At 67.1% G+C, this 18,832-nt stretch carries 18 protein-coding genes; 4 read left to right on the forward strand and 14 right to left on the reverse strand.

The features are described from left to right. Positions 1 to 216: 216 nt before the first annotated feature. The 12 genes from flgL to QMX81_RS05670 all read right to left on the reverse strand — a co-directional run bounded on the left by flgL (position 217) and on the right by QMX81_RS05670 (position 12,077). The gene (gene flgL, locus QMX81_RS05615) at positions 217 to 1,419 is read right to left on the reverse strand and encodes a flagellar hook-associated protein FlgL (RefSeq protein WP_152150774.1); all 1,203 of its coding nucleotides are present in this window, start codon (positions 1,417 to 1,419) and stop codon (positions 217 to 219) included. Continuing rightward, positions 1,416 to 3,296, reverse strand: coding sequence for a flagellar hook-associated protein FlgK (gene flgK, locus QMX81_RS05620; RefSeq protein ID WP_282259469.1), 1,881 nt, complete (start codon positions 3,294 to 3,296; stop codon positions 1,416 to 1,418). Before flgK ends, flgL begins: the two co-directional genes overlap by 4 nt. A gap of 8 nt (positions 3,297 to 3,304) precedes the next feature. After that, positions 3,305 to 4,519 (reverse strand): flagellar assembly peptidoglycan hydrolase FlgJ, encoded by a 1,215-nt coding sequence (gene flgJ, locus QMX81_RS05625; RefSeq protein ID WP_282259471.1) that lies wholly within the window; start codon positions 4,517 to 4,519, stop codon positions 3,305 to 3,307. A gap of 1 nt (position 4,520) precedes the next feature. After that, positions 4,521 to 5,606, reverse strand: a complete 1,086-nt coding sequence (locus QMX81_RS05630) for a flagellar basal body P-ring protein FlgI (protein WP_282259473.1) — start codon at positions 5,604 to 5,606, stop codon at positions 4,521 to 4,523. Positions 5,607 to 5,766: 160 nt separating this feature from the next. Further along, a complete protein-coding gene (gene flgH / locus QMX81_RS05635) occupies positions 5,767 to 6,459 on the reverse strand; it encodes a flagellar basal body L-ring protein FlgH (RefSeq protein WP_070471594.1) in 693 nt (230 codons plus the stop codon). Between the two features lie 22 nt (positions 6,460 to 6,481). Continuing rightward, entirely contained in the window at positions 6,482 to 7,267 is a 786-nt protein-coding gene (gene flgG / locus QMX81_RS05640) for a flagellar basal-body rod protein FlgG (protein WP_102788470.1), read from the reverse strand. 105 nt (positions 7,268 to 7,372) lie between these two features. After that, a complete protein-coding gene (locus QMX81_RS05645; RefSeq protein ID WP_121036760.1) occupies positions 7,373 to 8,128 on the reverse strand; it encodes a flagellar basal body rod protein FlgF in 756 nt (251 codons plus the stop codon). Positions 8,129 to 8,160: 32 nt separating this feature from the next. Next, complete coding sequence (flgE, locus tag QMX81_RS05650) at positions 8,161 to 9,384, reverse strand: flagellar hook protein FlgE (protein WP_282259481.1); 1,224 nt, start codon at positions 9,382 to 9,384, stop codon at positions 8,161 to 8,163. Positions 9,385 to 9,415: 31 nt separating this feature from the next. After that, on the reverse strand, positions 9,416 to 10,102 hold the full coding sequence (locus tag QMX81_RS05655) for a flagellar hook capping FlgD N-terminal domain-containing protein (RefSeq protein ID WP_121036762.1): 687 nt from the start codon (positions 10,100 to 10,102) through the stop codon (positions 9,416 to 9,418). A 26-nt stretch (positions 10,103 to 10,128) separates the two neighbouring features. Next, positions 10,129 to 10,536, reverse strand: a complete 408-nt coding sequence (gene flgC, locus QMX81_RS05660; RefSeq protein WP_088435081.1) for a flagellar basal body rod protein FlgC — start codon at positions 10,534 to 10,536, stop codon at positions 10,129 to 10,131. A gap of 3 nt (positions 10,537 to 10,539) precedes the next feature. Beyond that, complete coding sequence (gene flgB / locus QMX81_RS05665; protein ID WP_152150781.1) at positions 10,540 to 10,935, reverse strand: flagellar basal body rod protein FlgB; 396 nt, start codon at positions 10,933 to 10,935, stop codon at positions 10,540 to 10,542. 197 nt (positions 10,936 to 11,132) lie between these two features. After that, entirely contained in the window at positions 11,133 to 12,077 is a 945-nt protein-coding gene (locus QMX81_RS05670; protein WP_070471614.1) for a chemotaxis protein, read from the reverse strand. Between the two features lie 105 nt (positions 12,078 to 12,182). Here QMX81_RS05670 and flgA point away from each other — a divergent pair, with 105 nt between their 5' ends. The 4 genes from flgA (at position 12,183) to QMX81_RS05690 (ending at position 14,885) form a co-directional block, all read left to right on the forward strand. Beyond that, a complete protein-coding gene (gene flgA, locus QMX81_RS05675; protein WP_121036764.1) occupies positions 12,183 to 12,830 on the forward strand; it encodes a flagellar basal body P-ring formation chaperone FlgA in 648 nt (215 codons plus the stop codon). 109 nt (positions 12,831 to 12,939) lie between these two features. Next, positions 12,940 to 13,242, forward strand: a complete 303-nt coding sequence (gene flgM, locus QMX81_RS05680; protein ID WP_088435084.1) for a flagellar biosynthesis anti-sigma factor FlgM — start codon at positions 12,940 to 12,942, stop codon at positions 13,240 to 13,242. Positions 13,243 to 13,244: 2 nt separating this feature from the next. Next, positions 13,245 to 13,577 (forward strand): flagellar protein FlgN, encoded by a 333-nt coding sequence (locus QMX81_RS05685; protein ID WP_183073736.1) that lies wholly within the window; start codon positions 13,245 to 13,247, stop codon positions 13,575 to 13,577. Positions 13,578 to 13,661: 84 nt separating this feature from the next. Continuing rightward, on the forward strand, positions 13,662 to 14,885 hold the full coding sequence (locus QMX81_RS05690; protein WP_121041042.1) for an ATP-binding protein: 1,224 nt from the start codon (positions 13,662 to 13,664) through the stop codon (positions 14,883 to 14,885). A 54-nt stretch (positions 14,886 to 14,939) separates the two neighbouring features. Here QMX81_RS05690 and QMX81_RS05695 read toward each other — a convergent pair whose 3' ends face one another. Together QMX81_RS05695 and QMX81_RS05700 are read right to left on the reverse strand one after the other, a co-directional pair. Next, positions 14,940 to 16,697: an EAL domain-containing protein gene (locus QMX81_RS05695; RefSeq protein WP_121036766.1), complete on the reverse strand. Its 1,758-nt coding sequence runs from the start codon at positions 16,695 to 16,697 to the stop codon at positions 14,940 to 14,942. A 4-nt stretch (positions 16,698 to 16,701) separates the two neighbouring features. Further along, on the reverse strand, positions 16,702 to 18,807 hold the full coding sequence (locus tag QMX81_RS05700) for a PAS domain-containing sensor histidine kinase (protein ID WP_282259492.1): 2,106 nt from the start codon (positions 18,805 to 18,807) through the stop codon (positions 16,702 to 16,704). Between the last annotated feature and the right edge of the window lie 25 nt (positions 18,808 to 18,832).

Consider the following 18,832-nt stretch of genomic DNA (forward strand, 5'->3'; position numbering starts at 1 on the left):
GGTGGTGAATGGAACGAAGCGCCGCCGTTTTTTTGTTTTTGGCTGTGTGCTTCGCTGTTGCCAAATCAATAACGGCGCTTTGTCAACAACCTTTAGGCGGAGATTCACGCGGATCTGCAGGGGAGGCGGAGGCGGCCCGATTTCACGCCCCAAAACGAAAAAGGCCGCGATGCTCAAAGCATCGCGGCCTTCAGGCCAACCCGGGTTGCAGGGGGGTCAGCGGATCATGTTGAACAGCGACATCGACTGCATCTGCGAGAACAGCGTCTGGGCCGCCTGCAGGGCGGTCTTCTCCAGCTGGTACTGGCTCAGTGCATCGGCGTAGTCCAGGTCGCGCATCTGCGAGAGGGTGGTCTTGAGCGTGACGACGTTCGATTCCCGCATGTCCGAGGCGTTGTCCAGCGCCTTGAGCTGGGCGCCGCCGGCGGCGCGGGAGTCGATCATCCGCTCCGAGGCGCGGGCCACGTCGCGCAGGCCGCTCTGCAGCAGGTTCTGCTGGGCTGCCTGCTGGGCGGGGGTACCGGTATCCATCTTCAGTGCGCCGATCAGCGAATCCAGGGTGCCGAAGATGTCGCGGCTGGACGCGGGGCTGACCTCGACGATATCGCCCGCGGCGGGCGCACCTTCGATGTGAAGGCGCACGCCGTTGACCACCAGGTCGTCGCCGGTCTTGAGCGTGCCGCTGGACACCACGGCGCCACCGGCATCCAGCAGGTCATAGCTGTCGGCGCCAGTGAAGCGCACGCTGAAGCCTTCTCCATTCCAGCTGCCGTCGCTGTCGCGGGTGATGTTGGTCAGCACGGCGCTGCCGGTATTGCCGGGGCTGGCCTTGCCATCCACATGCCCGTCGCCGGTGACGATGCGCATGAAGATCTCGCTGCCGGGCAGGGCGTCCTTCACGTAGGTGTCCGGGCCAACCTCCACCTCGCGCTGGTTCTGGTCGCCGTTGTAGACGATGCGGCCATCCACCTGGCTGAAGGGCGGGCTGCCGTCATCCGTACCACCGAAGAGATAGCGGCCGGTACCGTCGGTACTGTTGGCCACCGCGAGCAGATTGCCGCGGATCGCCTCGATTTCCGTGACCATCGATTGCTTGTCGGCGGCGGCCAGGCCCGGGTTGTTGGCGTAGATGGTCAACTCGGTGATGCGGCCCATCATGTCGCCCACCTGGGCCAGCGCGTTTTCCTGCAGCCCCAGCCGGTTCTGCACGTTGCCGGCGTTGAGCTGCATGCGGTCCAGCGAGGCCAGGGTGCGGTCCAGGCCGACCGCGCTGCCGGCCGAGACCGGATCGTCCTTGGCCGACACGATCTTGCTGCCGGTGGCGATCTGGCGCTCCAGATGGTTCATCTTCGCCTGCGAGGCGAGCATCAGGGACACCGACTGATTGAACATCATCCCGGTGGAAATGCGGTTGTTCATCGCGAGACGGCTCCGAGGATGGTCTGGAACATGTTGTCGGCAGTGGAGATCAGCTGCGAGGCGGCCTGGTAGGCCTGCTGCAGGCGGAGCATGTCCGAGGCCTCCTCATCCAGGTTCACGCCGGAGATCGAGTCGCGCGCGGCCTGGGCCTGGTCGGTGATCACCTGTTGCGCCATCAGCGAGTACTCCGCAGAGCGTGCGGCCGCGCCGACCTGGGTGGTCAGGCCGCCGAGCGCGCCGCTGAGCGTGACCGTGCCCGCATTGAAGGTCTTGGCCTGCTCGACCTTGGCCAGCAGCAGGGCATTGCTGTTGTCCGAGGAACCGGCCGGGGTCGGCCCGATGTTGAAGGTGTCGCCGGTCTTGGGCGCGCCGTCGAGGACAAAGCTCCAGCCGTTGGCGGTGATGGTCTGGCCGGCGGTGTAGGTGCTGGGGGGGCCGCCATCGATGGTGTATTCGGTGGCACTGATGAACACGATCGCCGCCGGATTACGCAGGGCGGCGTTGTCCGGGTCGGTCACCTTGACCCCGGTGAGCTTGCCGGTGCCGGTGTTCGCCATCGCGGCGGTGCCCTTGATCGGGGCGGCGGCGGCGATGCGCGAGGTATCGGTGATCGCCACGGCCATGCTGCCGGCCACGCCTGCGGTGGGCTGCAGCAGGAAGCGGTCGTCCTTGGCCGGCGTGCCGCTCATGACCAGCGCTACGCCGTTGAGTACCAGCGGGTCGGCTGCGGTGCCGGCGCCGGTCATCGGGATGGCGGCGCCGGTGTCGGCGCGGGTGGCCTGCCACTGGGTGCCATCGAACTTCATCACGATGTTCTGGCCGTCCAGCTTGGAGAGGTCGCCGAAGCTGGCGCTCATGCTGGCGGTGCCGACGTTGGCGCTGTTGGCGGTGATGCGTGGGTTGCCGATGGTGAAGAAGTCACCGCCCATGTTGCCGTACAGATCCGCGCCCTGGCGGTGGACGTCGTTGAAGCTGCTGGCCATGCCGATCGCCAGCTTGCCCAGTTCGGCCTGGGCCGGGGTCAGCACGGTGTCGCGGAACTCCAGCAGGCCACCGATCTGGCCACCGAGCGTCTTGCCCTCGATGGTGATCTTCTGGCCCTGGCTTTCCAGCGCCAGCTGCAGCCGCTCGGGCTGATAGGGATCGGTGACGGTGGTGACCTTGGAGGCCGTGGTGCCGACCACCAGCGCCTGGCCGCCGGCGGTGTAGACGTTCATCAGCCCGCCGTCCTGCATCACCGCGGTGCCGCCGGTGTAGCCGACCAGATTGGCGATCAGCTGGTCGCGGCGGTCGAGCAGATCCGGCGCGGCGGTCGCGGCATTGCCGCCGATCGACCCATTGAGCTGGGCAATCTCCTGGGCCAACCGGTTGATCTCGGTGGCGCCGGCGATCAGGCCGTTGTTGACCTCGCCATTGAGGTTGTTGAGCTGGGTGTTGAGCTGCTGGAAGCGGTTGGCCAGGGTCTTGCCGCTGTCCAGCATGTTCTGCCGGTCGGCACTGCCGGAGGCATTGGAGGACAGCCCGCTGACCGAATCGAAGAAGTTGGACCACACCCCGGCGACGTTGGTCGCCGTGTCGGAGAACATCGCATCCACGCGATCGGCCATGGTCGAGAGCTGCTTCAGGCGCGCCAGTTCACCGCTGCCATCGAGCAGCCGCGAGATCGCCAGCTGGTCCGCCACCCGGCGGACGTCGGTGATGCGGGTGCCATTGCCCACGTCGCCGTACCCGTAGTTCTGCGGGTCGGCCGTGGCGAAGTCCACCTTCTGCCGGCTGTAGCCCGGGGTCTTGATGTTGGCGACGTTGTGGCTGGTGGTCGCCAGGGCCCGCTGGAAAGCGAGCAGGGCGCTGGTGCCGGTGGAGAGTACGCTGGACATGGATTACCTCAACGACGGATGACACCCAGCCCGGTCGGGCTGGCGGTGCTGGCAAAGGTGCGGCCCAGGCGCTCGCCGGCATCGCTCACCGCCGCGACGGCGCGCTCGATGGTCGGGCCGCCGGCGATCGCGGCGATCTTGGCCGCGTAGGTCGGGTCGGTGGCGTAGCCGGCGCGCTGCAGCCCCTGCGCGAAGCTGCGCACGTTGCTGCCGGCCTGGAGGGCGTTCTGGTAGCGCGGGCTGGTCTTCAGCAGGCGCACGTAGTCGGCGAAGCTCTCGCCGACCGAGTTGTAGGCGCGGAAACTCGCCGTTTCGTTACGGCGGACGCCGTTGACGTATTCATGGGTGCCGCTGGTGGCACGTTCGCCCTGCCAGCCGTTGGCCTTGATCCCGAACAGATTGTGCGAGCTGTCGCCACCACTGCGCCGGACCAGCTTGCGGCCCCAGCCGGTTTCCAGCGCGGCCTGGGCGACCAGCGCCTTGGCATCCACGCCGAGTTCGCGTGCGGCCTGCTGGGCATGGCCCCAGATGCTGGCCACGAAGCCTTCCGGCGTGTGCGGGCCGAGCTCGGCGGCAGCCGTGTTGGCCGCCAGGGTATCGGCGGCGCTCGGGCCGGTGGCCGCAGTGCGGTTGACGCCGGTCCAGCGGTCATCGGCCATGGCCCAGTGGGCGCTGGCCGGATCGGTATCGGCGACTGCCGCGTAGGGATCGCTGCGGCCGATCGCCTCATGCATCTGGCTGCTTTCACGGCCGGCAATCAGGTCCAGGGCACGCTCCATCGGCTGCAGCACGGCCGACGGCTCACCACCGCCGAGCTGCTGCAGCAGGTCAACCTCGCGCGGCGCGGCCGGTGCGGTGCTGGCCGGCAGCGGCATGGCGGCGGCCGGTGCATTGAGTTGATAGGCACGCAGGGCGGCCGCCGGGTTGAGCGTGGTATCGACCGGCTTGGCCGTCTCGCCCTCGGCGCCACCCAGCTGGCGCGCGATCATGCTCGACAGCCCCAGGCCACGGCCGCGGGTCATCGCATCGGCGATCTTCTGGTCGTACATTTCGCGGAACATGGTGTTTTCGCCGGGGAACAGCGAATCGCCGAAGCTCGCATCACGCATGCTCTTGATCAGCATCTGCGCGAACTGGCCTTCCAGCTGCCGGGCGACCTTGTCGACCTTGGCGGGGCTGTTGGGCTGGGCGGGATTGAGTTCCAGGGCCGGTTGAATACGCATGTCAGATCACCTCGAGTTCGGCGCTGAGCGCGCCGGCCTGCTTGAGGGCTTCCAGGATGGCGATGAGATCGCCCGGGGCGGCGCCCACGGCGTTCACCGCGTGCACGATTTCATCCAGCGTGGTGCCGCCGCTGAACTTGAACATGCGGCTGCCATCGTTGGTCGCGGTGATGGTCGACTGGGGCGTGACCGCCGTCTGGCCGCCGCTGAAGGCGCCCGGCTGGCTGACATTGAGGTTCTCGTTGATGGTCACGGTCAGCGAGCCATGCGAGATCGCCGCCGCACCTACGCGCACCTGTGAACCGATCACCACGGTGCCCGTGCGCGAGTTGACCACTACCTTGGCCGGCGCGCTGCCGGGGGTGAGTTCCAGGTTCTCGATGCGCGCCAGCAGGCCGATGCGTGCGCCGGGATCGGACGGCGACTGCACCGACACGGTGACGCCGTCGATCGCGCGGGCAGCGCCTTCGCCGAAGGCGTTGTTCAATGCCGCCACCATCCGCGAGACCGTGGTGAAGTCGTTCTTGTGCAGGTTCAGGGTGATGTCGCCACCACCGCTGAACACGTCCGGCAGGGCACGTTCGACGGTCGCGCCGTTCGGAATGCGGCCGACGCTGGGCACGTTGACCGAGACGCGCGAGCCATCCTTGCCCTGCACGCCGAAGCCACCCACGATCAGGTTGCCCTGGGCAATCGCATAGACCTGCCCATCGGCACCGCGCAGCGGCGCCATCAGCAGCGAGCCGCCGCGCAGCGAGACCGCGTTGCCCACCGAGGAAACGGTGATGTCGATCGGCTGGCCGGGCTTGGCGAACGGCGGCAGTTCGGCATGGATCGCCACGGCCGCCACGTTCTTCAGCTGCGGGTTGACGTTCGCGGGCACGTTCACGCCGAGTTCGCCGAGCAGATTCTTCAGGCTCTGCACGGTGAAGGGGGCCTGGCTGGTGCGGTCGCCGCTTCCATCCAGGCCAACCACCAGGCCGTAGCCGACCAGCGCATTGCCGCGCACGCCGCCGACCTGGGCCAGGTCCTTGATGCGCTCGGCGGAAGCAGGCGCAGCCAGCGCGAACACGGCCAGCAGCGCCACGATAGCGCGTGTCGTGTAGCGCGACGCCGCGCCCCATGACCAGAGGGCGCCGGTCGGCTCGAGGCGTCGCCACGCGCCCGGATCTGACCGCGCCGCCTCTGGGCACGCTTCGGCGCTTCGCTGACGGCAAATGAGGGAGAGGAAGAAAGTCATGTCAGGCTCAGTACGGCGCCAGCGCCGAGTTGAAGAAGCGGCTCAACCAGCCCATCGCATTGGATTGGGCGATCGCACCGCGGCCGCCGTAAACGATGCGGGCATCGGCAACACGGCTGGAAGGAATGGTGTTGTCCGGGAAGATGTCCGCCGCGCGTACGATGCCCTGCACCTGCACCAGCTCATCGCCGCGGTTCAAGCGCAGGTTCTTGGCACCCTGTACCACCAGGTTGCCGTTGGGCAGGCGCTGGATCACCGTGACGGTCACGCTGCCCTGCAGGCGGTTGCTCTGCGCGCTGGTGCCCTTGCCGGTGAAATCGCGCGAGCCGGCGGCGCTGGCACTGAGGATGTCCTTGCCGCCCAGCGTGACCGGGGCGCCGAAGATCGTCGGCGTGCCGATGCTCAGCTCCGACTCTTTCGAGGTGGAGGTGTTGGCGGTGGTCTGCGCGGTGGTGCTCTCGGTCAGGGTGATCGTGAGCAGGTCACCGACATCGCGGGCGCGCCGGTCCGAGTACAGCTGAAGGCCCGGGCCGGCAGCGTAGATCGCCCCGGCGGTGGCCTGGGCCGAGGGCGGCATGATCGGTTCGACCGGCGCCATGGCCGGGTAGGGCCGGACATCGCCGGCGATCACGCAGCCACTCAGGGTGGCGACGATGACGGCGGCGGCGAGCAGGCGGAGGGTAGGAGCAAGACGCGACATGGCAGGTTTCCGGATCGACCGATCAGACGTTCTGGTTGAGGTAGCCGAGCATCGCGTCGGTGGTGGAGATCGCCTTGGCGTTCATTTCGTACGCGCGCTGGGTTTCGATCATCGAGACCAGTTCTTCCACCACGTTGACGTTGCTGCCTTCCAGCGCACCCTGCACCACGGTGCCCAGGCCGTTGAGGCCGGGGTTGCCGTTCTGCGCCGGGCCGGAGGCGGTGGTTTCCAGGAACAGGTTTTCACCGCGGGCCTGCAGGCCCGCCGGATTGACGAAGTCGGTCAGGGTCAGCGCGCCGATTTCCACCGAGGCGGCGTCGTCGGCCATCTTCACGCTGATGGTGCCGTCGGTGCCGATGGTGAGCGACTGCGCGCCTTCCGGAATCTGGATGCCCGGCTGCACCGGGTAGCCGCTGTTGGTGACCAGCTCGCCATCCTGGTTGCGCTGGAACGAGCCATCGCGGGTATAGGCCGAAGAACCATCCGGCATCTGCACTTCAAAGAAGCCGCGGCCGTTGACCATCACATCCAGCGCGCGGCCGGTCTGCTGCTGGCTGCCCTGCTCGAAGTTCTTGGAGGTGGCGACCACGCGCACACCGGTGCCCAGCTGCAGGCCCGAGGGCAACTGCGTCTGCGCCGAGGAAGCGCCGCCGGGCTGGCGGACCTGCTGGTACAGCAGATCTTCAAAGCTGGCACGGTCCTGCTTGAAACCGGTGGTGTTGGTGTTGGCGAGGTTGTTGGAAACCACCGACATGCGCGTCTGCTGCGCATCCAGTCCGGTCTTGGCGATCCACAATGCCTGGTTCATGGCGTCATTCCTGTGTTGTAGCGGATGGCCGCGTGGTGCGGCCCTTGCGAAGGGCAATGCATGGCGCGTGCCAGAACCGCGCCGGGATTACGTCACCGGCGATGGTCAGCCGCCCAGGCGCAGCAGGCTGTTGGCGCTGCGGGCGTTGTCGTCGCCGTGCTTGATCACCTTCACCTGCATTTCGTACTGGCGCTGCAGCTGGATCATCTGCACCAGCGCACCGGCGGCATCCACATTGCTGCCTTCCAGCTGGCCGCTTTCCAGCGACTTGCCCTGGGCCTGCACGAACGGCTGCTGCGGATCGGTGTTGCGCATCAGCCCGTCCAGGCCACGCTCCAGCCGTGCGTCGTCGGCCTGCACCACGCGGATGCGACCAACGTTGGCCATCGTCTGCGGGCCTTCGCCCAACGGAATGATCGAGATCGTGCCGTCGTTGCCGATGTCCATCGCCTGGTGCGGAGGGATCGCGATCGGATTGCTGTTCTCATCCAGCACCGGATGGCCGCCGGCGGTCACCAGCTGGCCATTGGGCGTGATCGAGAGCGCCGCACCCCGGGTATACGCCTCACCGGCATTGGCGCCTGGTGCCTGCACGGCCAGCCAGTTGCCGGCCTGCAGCGACAGATCCAGCGGGTTGCCGGTGATCTGCTGGGCGCCCATGCGCCGGTTGAAGCCGGCGTCCACGTGCAGGGCATCCACGCGCGAGGCGTAGCCGGTCCCCTTGATCGGGAAGGCCTCGGTGTTGGCGAGCGCCTCCTTGAAGCCGGGGGTGTCGGTGTTGGCCAGGTTGTGCGAGAGCGTGCCCTGCGCCTGCAGGGAAGCGCGTGCACCGGTCATCGCGACGTAGAGTGCCTTGTCCATCGGTGTAATCCCGTGTTGCGGTCAGTGGCTCATCAACGCAGGTTGATGATGGTCTGGGTGATCTGGTCCTGCGTGGAGACCATCTGCGAGTTGGCCTGGAAGTTGCGCTGGGCAGTGATCATGTTGACCAGCTGCTCGGTCAGGTCGACCGTGGAGGCTTCCAGCGAACCGGCCTGGATCTTGCCCAGGTTGGAGCTGTCCGGCGAACCGGTACGCGGGGTGCCGGAGGCGAAACTCTCCACCCACAGGTTGTTGCCCTTGGCTTCCAGGCCCTGTGCGTTGTTGAAGGTGGTCAGTGCGACCTGGCCCAGCGGCTTGTCATCGCCGTTGGAGTAGCGCGCGTAGACGATGCCTTCCTCGGAGACGGTGATCTCGTTGAGCTTGCCGGCCGCGTAGCCGTCCTGCTGGGTGTTGCGCAGCGCGAACTTCTCGCCGTACTGGGTGGAGCCGCTGAGGTTCAGCGACATCGACAGCACGCCGGCGCCGGTGGTCGGGGTGAACGGATCCATGACGATCTGGCCGTTGGTCGGCTCGGTCAGCGCGCCGCTGTCGGAGAACTTCAGCAGCGTCGGCGTACCGGCGGCCTTGCCGTCCACGTAGTTGTAGACCTGCCATTCGTTCGGGTTTTCGGTCTTCACGAAGTACGAGGTCTGGGTGTGGCTCACGCCCAGCGAGTCGTACACGGTGATGCCGCCGGTGGAGTGGCTGTAGCTGTTCGAATCGGTCGGGTCGAAGGTACCAACCGTCGGTTCCTTGGCGTTGGCCGGCAGGGTGAAGCTGACATCGACCTTGCCGGTCTGTTTGGGCGGGCTGTCGGTGGTCAGCAGCTGCAGATCGGTCAGGCGGCCGGCATCGAAGTTGGTGCCGTCGGCATTGGGCGCGAACACCTGCAGGCGCGCGCCCTGCGGGTTGGTCACGTAGCCGGCCTGGTCGGTCTGGAAGTTGCCGGCGCGCGAGTACACGCGGGCACCGTTCATGGTCAGGGTGAAGAAGCCCTCGCCGGAAATGGCCATATCCAGGCTGCGCCCGGTCTGTTCGTTGTTGCCCTGCGAGAACTGCTGGGCGACGTTGGTCAGGCGCACGCCCGAGCCGACCGCGTTCTTGGACAGGCCATAGCTGGTGGCCGAGAACAGATCGGCGAACTCGGCGCGCGACTGCTTGAAGCCGGTGGTGTTGACGTTGGTGATGTTGTTCGCCGTGACGTTCAGATCGGCATTGGCTGCGTTGATGCCGGACAACGAGACGTTGAAGCCCATGGGATGCTCCTGTGGATGCGGGTAAGGCGGCTCAGCTGATGCGGAGCACGTAGTCGATCGGGGCCGTGCCCAGACCCTTGAGGTTGAGGTACAGGCCGTCCGTGCCGACCGTGACGCTCTCCACCGGGGCCTGCACGTAGGTGTTGAGCTTGGTCTTGGTGCCGGCGGTATCGGTATGCGAGGCGGCGATGGTGTAGGTGCCTTCGGCCATGCGGTTGCCGTTGGCGTCCTTGCCGTCCCAGTCGAAGGTGACTTCGCCGGAGGCCTTGGCTTCCACGCTGATCTGGTTGACCTTGACGCCGTTGGCATCGGTGATGTCCACCGTCACGAAGCCGGCGCCGGGGGCGGCGACCATGCCGGTGACATCGCCGTCCTTCTCCAGCGCGAGCTTCTCCGACGGCACCAGCACTTCGTGGCCGACCAGGGCCGCGCCGCGCAGGATCTGGTCGCTGGACATCGAATCCTGGAAGCCCTTGACCGTGTTGTTGAGGTCGGTGATGCCCTGGACCTGCGACAGCTGCGCCATCTGCGCGACCATCTGGGTGTTGTCCATCGGCTTGAGCGGATCCTGGTGACGCAGCTGCTCGGTCATCAGGCGCATGAAATCGGCCTGGTCCAGGGTGCTCTTTTTCTTGCTGGTGTCGCTGTTGGGCGCGTTCAGGCCCAGCGCGCTGTAGATGTCGCTGCTGTTCTGGCCAACGCCGTTGGTGCTGCTCATGGGAGAGGATTCCTGCGGTAAGAGGGTCAGCGACCCATGGTCAGCGTGGCCAGCGCCAGTTCCTTGGCGGTGGTCAGCATCTCCACGCCGGCCTGGTAATTGCGCGAGGTCGAGATCAGGTTGACCATCTGCGCGACCGGGTCCACGTCGGGCTGGTAGATGTAGCCATCGGCATCGGCCAGCGGGTGGCCCGGCTCGTAGCGCTGGATCGGCGCGGCGTTGCTCTGGCTGATTTCCTTGACCTGCACCGTGGTGATGTTCGGGTCGGTGCGGCTGGTCACCGACTGGAAGATCGGCTCCAGCGGCTTGTAGACCGCATCGGCCGAACCGGCGACGGTGTCGGCGTTGGAGAGGTTGGAGGCGATGGTGCTCATGCGCACGGACTGCGCCTGCAGCGCGGAACCGGCGATATCGAAAATGGGCAGATTGCTCATGGCTTATTGCCCCGTGATCGCGGTGAGCATGGAGCGCACCTTGGATTCGACGAAGCTCAGCGAGGCGCGGTACTCCAGCGCGGCGCGGCCGTAGGCGGCACGTTCGGCATCCGGGTCGACGGTGTTGCCGTCGATGCTCGGCTGCACGCCTTCCTTGGCGATCTGGAACGGGTTCAACCCGCCGCCGATCTCATAGTGCTTTTCACTGGTGGTCTTCAGCAGGCCGTTGCCATCCAGCCCCTGGGCATTGCGCAGGGCGGCATCGAAGTCCAGGTCCTGGGCCTTGTACCCGGGGGTGTCGGCATTGCTCAGGTTGCTGGCGATCAGCTTCATCCGCTGCTCGCGCAACGGCATGGCCTGGGCATGGACACCCAGATAGTTCGAAATCAGATTGGGCATGACGCACTCCCACGGGACGATGCCTGGGGCAGTGCAAGCGGCGTGCCAGAGGGGCGCCAGAGGGGAGGAGCCGGTGCCCGGCGGCATCATTCACGCCGGGAAAATCCACCGACCCGCAGGGCCGGGTAGATCGACGCCATGCGTGGATGCCGTCAACCCACCGGAGGAAGGGCGCCGACACCAGGGCCGGCCGCCCCTTACGCCGCCATTGCGACCTTGCGCAGGCGGTCCAGCAGGAAGTCCGCCAGCTCATGCGGGGAGTACTTGGCCACGAAGGCGTTCGCGCCGACCCGTTCGACCATCGCGTTGTTGAACACGCCCGACAAGGACGTGTGCAGCAGCACGTACAGGCCGGCCAGGCCCGGGTGACGCCGGATTTCCGTCGTCAGGGTGTAGCCGTCCATCGCCGGCATCTCGATATCGGAGATCACCATGGCGTAGCGCTCGGCCGGGTTTTCGCCCGAGGCGTGGATCTGCAGCAGGTGGTCCAGCGCCTGCTTGCCGTCTGAAAGCAGGGTCGCCCCGACCCCCAGCTGGTCCAGCACGCTGCGGATCTGCTGGCGGGCCACGCGCGAATCGTCCACCACCAGCACCTGCATCGGCGGGGCATCGGGAGGCAAGGCCATGGAGGGGTCCAGCACCGCTTCGCCACGGATCTCGGCGATGTCGGCCAGCACGCTTTCCACGTCGATCACCTGGATAAGCTCACCCTGGAAGCGGGTCACCGCCGTCAGGTAGCTCGATTCGGCGCCCAGTTCCGGTGGCGGGTGGATGTCTTCCACCGCGATGTTGACGATGCGTTCCACACCGCTGACCAGGAAGCCCTGGATGGAGCGGTTGAACTCGGTCACCACCAGGTAGCCCGGCGCCTTGTCGGCATCGGGCTCACGCTCGGGATGTCCGATCGCCAGGCCCAGGTCCAGCACCGGCACCGAGCGGCCACGCACATCGGCCACACCGGCGAACTGGCTGGGCAGCCCGGGCACCTGGAACAGATCCGGGCGCCGCAGGACTTCCTGCACCTTGAACACATTCACGCCAAAAAGCTGACGTCCCCCCAGCCGGAACAGCAGCAGGGCCAGACGATTGTGGCCGGCCAGGCGCGTACGCTGGTCGATGCGGTTGAGCAGGTCATGAGACATGGGCTTGGTATCGGCGGGAGCCGCGGTGACTTGAGCGCCGCGTAGAGGGCGGTTCGGCATGGGGCTTGCATCGTGCTGCGCATGTTCCTTGCCCATGGAGTGCCCATGCGATCTCTTGTCTTTGCCGCGCTGCTGCTGGCGGCGCCCGCCTGGGCGGCCGGTGGTTGGCAGCCGGTGGATAGCATCCGCCAGGCCGCGCTCGGCACCTTGCCGGCCGGCAGCGAGGGCGACACCACCCTGGATTCGGCGCTGCGCCTGCCTGCCTGCGGTCAGCCGCTGGCGGCCCAGCCGACCGGCACCAGTACCGTGGAAGTCAGCTGCCCGGATGCAGGCGGCTGGCGCCTGTTCGTGCCGGTAAAGGTGCGTCGCAACCAGACCGTGCTGATCCTCAATCGGGGCGTGGCCGCTGGAGAAACCCTGTCGGCGGCCGATATCACTACTGGCCAGCGTGATGCGGCCCGGATCGCCGGCGCTGCATTGGCCGATCCGGCCGCCGCCGTCGGCCGCGTGGCGCGCAGGACCCTCAGTGCTGGCAGTCTGATCTCGGCCAATGACCTGGTCGCGCAGCGGCTGGTGCGCCGGGGCGACAGTGTCGCGCTGGTGTCGCGGCGGGGCGGGGTGGAGGTCCGGGTGGCCGGGCGCGCCATGGCCGATGCCGGCGAGAATGAGCGGGTCTCGGTCGAGAACCTGTCGTCCCGCAAGATCGTGCAAGGCACCGTCGCAGCCAGCGGTGACGTTTTAGTGACGCGCTGAACACGATTGTGAATACGGGCCACATTTCCCGTAAAACCTGCAATATTCCCCTAAAGATGGCGCCCGACCGGCCGTTATCCCTTGTGAACCGCATTCCCAGGACAACTCCATGAGCCAGAAAATCGACGGCAACCTGCAGGCCACCGCCCATCTGCGCAGCGTCGCTCCCGGCAACAAGCCGAGCGTCAGCACCGATGCCCCGGCCCGCCCGGTGGAAGCCGCTGACAGCCTGCGCCTGACCGGCGAAGCCACCAGCCTGCAGGCGATGCAGCGCGAACTGTCCACGGCTCCGGCGATCGACGCGGCCCGTGTCCAGGCCGTGCGCGACTCGCTGCAGAACGGCACCTACAAGATCAATCCCGACGCGATCGCCTCGCGCATGCTTGAGCTGGACCAGCAGCTGCAGGGATGAAGCTGGCGATGAGCGAGCCGCTGCAGCGCCTCAGCGATGCCTTGGACGTCGAACGCCAGGCATTGGTCGAGCATGACGTGCAGGCCCTGATCCGCGCGACCGGCGCCAAGCTGGAGGCGTTGCGGGCACTCGAAGCCGCGCTGCCGCTTGGCCAGGCCGAGCGTGTGCAGGAACTGGCAGAGCGCAACCGTGCCAATGGTGTACTGCTTTCACGGCGCCGCCGCGAGGTCAACTGGGCATTGCGCCAGCTCGGCCGCAGCGAAGATGCCGCGTCGTACGATGCCAAGGGCCAGTCGCACACGCTCAACACCCGGCGGCCGCTCGCGGTCGCCTGATCTCCCCATCTGGCGGCCCCAGGCTGCCGATGTGAACGTCACCGCGTATATTGAGCGCCTGTTTCCCGCCGCCTCGATGTGACCGTGACCGTAACTTCCGCCCTTGTCACCGCCCCGTTGCCCCCGCATCCGGTCCTGCTTGCCCTGTTTGAACGGATCAAGGAGGGCGTGCTGCTGTTCCGCGAGGATGGCAGCGTGGCCCTGGCCAATGCCGCCGTCAGCGAGATCCTCGGCCAGGCCGAGCGCGATGCCGAACTGACCCCAGCGCAATGGCTGCGCCAGTTGCTGCCACCGGATGCGCTGGAACAGGCGCGCCTCAACGGCCACTGGAACGGCAGCCTGCCGGTCGGCGAGCGCATGGTCATCGCCCATGTCTACCATCACGACGATGGCGGCCAGCGACACTATCTGGCCTTGTTCCGCCGCATCGAAGGCCAAGAGGATTACGAGCGCGAGCTGCAGCAGCGACATGCCGAACTGCGCCAGGCGTACCTGCGCCTCAACGGCACCCAGGAAAAGCTGCTGCAGTCGGAGAAGATGGCCTCGATCGGTCAGCTCGCCGCTGGTGTGGCGCACGAGATCAACAACCCGATCGGTTATGTGCACTCCAACCTCGGCAGCCTGCAGGAATACCTGCGCAGCCTGTTCACCGTGATCGAAGCCTACGAGCGCGCCCTGCGGGCACCAGATCCGAAGGCGTTGATCCCGGAAATCGATGACATCCGCCAACGCTTCGACATCGATTTCATCAGCCGTGATCTGCCGCAGCTGATGGCCGAATCACGCGAGGGCATCGAGCGGGTGACCCGGATCGTGCGCGATCTGAAGGACTTCTCGTATTCCGGCCGGGATGAGTCGTGGAAGCTGGTGGACCTGCACGCGGGCCTGGAATCCACGATCAACATCATCTGGAACGAGCTCAAATACAAGGTGACCCTGCACCGCGAGTTCGGCCAGCTGCCGCTGGTGGAGTGCCTGCCGTCGGAGTTGAACCAGGTGTACATGAACCTGCTGCTCAACGCCGGCCACGCCATTGCCGACCGCGGCACGATCCATGTGCGCACCGGCGTGGACGGCGACACGGTCTGGGTGGAGTTCGAAGACACCGGCGGCGGCATCTCGCCGGACCTGCGCCAGCGCATCTTCGATCCGTTCTTCACCACCAAGCCGGTCGGCAGCGGCACCGGGCTGGGGCTGTCGATCTCCTACAGCATCATCAACAAGCACCATGGCCGCATCGATCTGGAGAGCACGCCGGGCGTGGGCTCCAAGTTCCGGCTGGTGCTGCCGATCAAGCAGCCGCGCTGAGCCGGCAGCGGTCGCGCCGGCCGCTGGCCCGCAGTCGCGGGCTTTCAGGCAGCCTCAATCCGCGTCGACTGCCGGCAGCGCTGGCGCCGGTGCCGTGTTCGCCCGGCGCTGCTCCTCATGCGTGCGGAATGCCTGGTGGATGTGCTTGCGCAGCTCATCATCGTTCCACGGCTTGGTCAGGAACCGGTAGATCGCGCCACGGTTGATCGCGTCGGTCACGGTGTTGAGGTCGGTGTAGCCGGACAGCACCAGGCGGATCGTATCCGGGTAGAGCATCTTCACCCGGCCCAGGAACTCGGTGCCGCTCATGTCGCTCATGCGCTGATCGGACAGGATCACCTGCACGTCGTTGATGGCCAGTAGATCAAAGGCATCGCGCACGTTGCCGGCAGCCAGGATGCGGTAACCGTCGCGGCGGAACAGGCGCACCAGCGAACGCAGCACGTTTTCTTCGTCGTCCAGCAGCAGCAGCGTGCGGTCCGGACGGGTTTCTGCGAAGGCCTCCGGACGCAGGTAACGGCGGCGCAGGGTCATGCCGGCTGCATCGGCCGACATCGGCTCACCGAACAGATAGCCCTGGAACACATCGCAGTCGTTGCGGCGCAGGAAGCCGAGCTGGGCCTGCGATTCCACGCCGTTGGCGATCACGGTCATGCCCAGTTGGTGGCCCATGGCGATGATCGCGCGGGCGATAGCGGCCTCGCGGTTGCCGGCCGGCGCGCTCTTGATGAAGCTGCGGTCGATCTTGAGCTTGTCCACCGGGTAGCGGACCAGCGCGCTGAGGCTGGAATCACCGGTGCCGAAGTTGTCCAGGCTCAGGCTGATGCCTTCGTTGCGCAGGTTGACCAGCGTCTCGTGGACGAAGTTGACGTTGTTGGTCAGCGCGCTTTCGTTGATCTCCAGCGTGAGCATGTGCGCCGGCACGCCGGCGGCCTGCAGCAGCGACATCACCTCGGCGAAGAAGTTCGGGCGCAGCAGCTGCAGCGTGGAGACGTTGACCGCGATGGTGAAATCGTCGAAGCCCTGGTCGCGCCACAGCTTGGCCTGCTTCAAGGCGCCTTCCAGCACCCACGTGCCGATCTGCACGATGATGCCCAGGCGTTCGGCGGTGCGCATGAAGCGCTCCGGCACCAGCATGCCCAGCGTGGGCGATTGCCAGCGCAGCAGTGCTTCCATGCCGACCACGTGGCCGTCGCGGGCGCTGACCAGCGGCTGGTAACGCAGCTTGAGCTCGCCATTGGGGATCGCGTCGACAATCTGGCGCGCGATGATGCTCTCGCTGTGCGCGCTGGACGGCGTATCCACGGCGTGGATGCGCACCGCATTGCCGCCTTCGCGGGCGGCCTGGTACAGCGCGTCTTCGGCGTGGTCGAGCAGGCGCGAGACACCGGTGGCGTGCTCCGGGCACAGGCTCACGCCCAGCTTGCCGGTCATGAACAGCGTGTACGGCAGCACCGATAGCGGCAGCTCCAGTTGCTGGCGGATTTCCTCGGCCAGGTCCTCGGGCAGTGGCATATCGGCCGTACGCGGCACCGCCAGCAGGAATTCATCGCTGCCGTGGCGCCACAGCTTGCCGCGCCCGCGCAGGTGGTGCTGCAGGCGCTGGGCGACCAGCACCAGCGCCTGGTCGCCGACCTCGGCGCTCATGTTCTCGTTGACCGAAGCGAAGTGGTCGATATCCACGTGCATCAGCATCAGCGGCGTGCCGCCGGAGGCGGCCTCGGTCACCATCGCCTGCAGTTCGGGGTTGCCGGCGCCCAGGCGGGGCGGGGCGTCCTCGATGCTGACCAGGGGCAGAGAAGGGTTCCACATGAGCTCAGTGTTCCAGGGTGTCGTGAGCCGTCGCGCCGGTGGCGCGGTACGGCAGGTAAAGGTCGATCAGGGTACCGGCGCCGTGCGCCGATTCGATGCGCAATGTGCCACCCACGCTCTGCGCGCGCTCGCGCATCACGATCAGTCCCAGCCCGCGCGGGCCGTCCGGGTCGAAGCCCTCGCCATCGTCGCGCACCTGCAGGTGCAGGCCGTGGTCGTCCACATCGCGCAGGTGCAGGTTGACCTGGCTGGCGCGGGCATGGCGCAGCACGTTGGTCAGGCTTTCCTGTGCGATGCGGAAGCACGCCTGTTCGATGTCGCCGGCCGGGCGCCGGGGCAGGGACTGGATGTCCGGCAGCAGTTCGATCGCCGCCGAGCGGAACAGCACGCCGGCCTGCCAGCGCAGCGCCGCTTCCAGACCCAGCGCATCCAGCTGCGGTGGGCGCAGCAGGGTGGAGATGTCGCGCAGCTTGCCGACGGTCGCATCGGCCAGCTGGATGATCTGCGCCAGGTCTTCATCGCGGCGGGCGGCGTCCTGCTCGTCCTGGGCGGCGTAGGCAGACAGCTTCATCGCGGTGATCGCCTGGCCGATGTCGTCGTGCAGATCGCGCGAGATCGCGCGGCGCTCGTCCTCCTGCAGCGAAAACAGCCGGCCGGCCATCGCCTGCAGCTCACGGTTGCTGGTTTCCAGTGCCTCGCGGATGCGCTCGGGCTCGCTGAGGTCGCGCACGATCAACAATTTGCAGTTGCGCCCGCCGTAGCGCACATCGCCAACGGCCAGGCCGGCCTGGAACGCCTGGCCGTTGAAGCGGCGCATGCCGATCACTTCGCCAGCCCCCGCGCTCTGCAGGGGCAACTGGGCGAACAACTGCGCCCGCACCCGGGGCAGGTCATCGTCGGTGACGAGCGCGGCCAGCGGCTCGCCGAGCAGGGTGTTGTGGCCGTAGCCGAACTGGGTGGCCGCGCAGGCATTGGCGTACAGCACGTGCTCCTCGGACAGGATCACCACGCCATCGGGCAGCACCCGCACCAGCTCGCGGAACTGTTCTTCGCGCTCACGCAGCAGGCGCCGCGACTGCTCGCGTTCGGTGACGTCCTGCAGGGTGCCCAGCACGCGCGGCCGGCCGGCATCGTCCTGGCCGCTCTCGGCGCGCAGGTGCACCATCAGGGCGCGCCCGTCCATCGCCAGCAGCGGCAGCAGCACATCGATCTGCACGGGCTCGCCGGAGCTCATCTCCTGCAACAGCTGTTCGCTGAGCGCCGCCGTGGCCGGATCGGCCGGCACCAGCAGCTCATCGAACCGGTGCCAGCGCCGGGCTTCGGGCGCGCGCCGCCCGAGCAGGCGATACACCTGATTGGCGTACCGTCCCAGGCCGGTGGCCGGATCGATCTCCCATGCGCCGATGCGCGCCATCTCGTGCGCTTCTTCCACCCGGGCCAGCGCCTGGTCGCGGCGCAACAGGGCCTGGTCTTCGCGGGTGCGGTCGATCGCGATCAACAGACGCGCGCGGCGGCCGCCGTAATCGATGAAATTGCTGCGCATCTCCATCCGCCGCGCGCTGCCGTCACTCAGGCGCAGGTCGGCGGTGATCACGCACAATTGCTCGGGGTTGGCGCGGATGTGGTCCAGCTTGGCCTCGAGCATGGCCTCGTGCCCCGGCGGCCACAGCGCGGTGATCGGCATCGCGGTGAAGGCCTCGCGGCTGAAGCCGAAGAAGCTGGCCGCGGCCGGGTTGACGTCCAGGATGGCCAGCGACTCCAGATCGTAGACCAGGATCGGACCGGGATTGCCTTCGAACATCTGCCGGTGGCGCGTTTCCGAACTCTCCAGCCGCGCGTGGGTGTGCAGCACGTGCTGGGCCAGCGGGCGCAGCAGCAGATAGATCAGTGCGGCGCTGGCGACCACGAAGAATGTGCCCTTGAGGGTCTGCCACTGCGCGGCCGTCTGCAGATCCGAGGCCACCACCTTGACCGCCGCGTCGCTGCTCAGGATCCACACCATGGCCAGTACCAGGTAGGCCACGACCACACGCCAGCGGTCCCGGCGCAGATCGCGTGCCAGCGGGGTCTCGGCAGCGGGTTCGGAAGGGCCTGGCAGGTGGGTCGACATGGGGCAGGGCGGGGCCAATCGGACA

Source organism: Stenotrophomonas sp. PS02301 (assembly GCF_029959485.1).
Taxonomy (GTDB): domain Bacteria; phylum Pseudomonadota; class Gammaproteobacteria; order Xanthomonadales; family Xanthomonadaceae; genus Stenotrophomonas; species Stenotrophomonas maltophilia_Z.

What these genes read in the sequence shown, in the direction of transcription:
- flgG (WP_102788470.1), bottom strand. Translation starts at nt 7,267, where the DNA reads ATGAACCAGGCATTGTGGATCGCCAAGACCGGACTGGATGCGCAGCAG.
- QMX81_RS05655 (WP_121036762.1), bottom strand. Translation starts at nt 10,102, where the DNA reads ATGAGCAGCACCAACGGCGTTGGCCAGAACAGCAGCGACATCTACAGC.
- flgM (WP_088435084.1), top strand. Translation starts at nt 12,940, where the DNA reads ATGAGCCAGAAAATCGACGGCAACCTGCAGGCCACCGCCCATCTGCGC.
- flgJ (WP_282259471.1), bottom strand. Translation starts at nt 4,519, where the DNA reads ATGCGTATTCAACCGGCCCTGGAACTCAATCCCGCCCAGCCCAACAGC.
- QMX81_RS05695 (WP_121036766.1), bottom strand. Translation starts at nt 16,697, where the DNA reads ATGTGGAACCCTTCTCTGCCCCTGGTCAGCATCGAGGACGCCCCGCCC.
- flgK (WP_282259469.1), bottom strand. Translation starts at nt 3,296, where the DNA reads ATGTCCAGCGTACTCTCCACCGGCACCAGCGCCCTGCTCGCTTTCCAG.
- flgB (WP_152150781.1), bottom strand. Translation starts at nt 10,935, where the DNA reads ATGCCCAATCTGATTTCGAACTATCTGGGTGTCCATGCCCAGGCCATG.
- flgA (WP_121036764.1), top strand. Translation starts at nt 12,183, where the DNA reads ATGCGATCTCTTGTCTTTGCCGCGCTGCTGCTGGCGGCGCCCGCCTGG.
- flgC (WP_088435081.1), bottom strand. Translation starts at nt 10,536, where the DNA reads ATGAGCAATCTGCCCATTTTCGATATCGCCGGTTCCGCGCTGCAGGCG.
- QMX81_RS05700 (WP_282259492.1), bottom strand. Translation starts at nt 18,807, where the DNA reads ATGTCGACCCACCTGCCAGGCCCTTCCGAACCCGCTGCCGAGACCCCG.
- flgH (WP_070471594.1), bottom strand. Translation starts at nt 6,459, where the DNA reads ATGTCGCGTCTTGCTCCTACCCTCCGCCTGCTCGCCGCCGCCGTCATC.
- QMX81_RS05645 (WP_121036760.1), bottom strand. Translation starts at nt 8,128, where the DNA reads ATGGACAAGGCACTCTACGTCGCGATGACCGGTGCACGCGCTTCCCTG.
- flgL (WP_152150774.1), bottom strand. Translation starts at nt 1,419, where the DNA reads ATGAACAACCGCATTTCCACCGGGATGATGTTCAATCAGTCGGTGTCC.
- flgE (WP_282259481.1), bottom strand. Translation starts at nt 9,384, where the DNA reads ATGGGCTTCAACGTCTCGTTGTCCGGCATCAACGCAGCCAATGCCGAT.
- QMX81_RS05670 (WP_070471614.1), bottom strand. Translation starts at nt 12,077, where the DNA reads ATGTCTCATGACCTGCTCAACCGCATCGACCAGCGTACGCGCCTGGCC.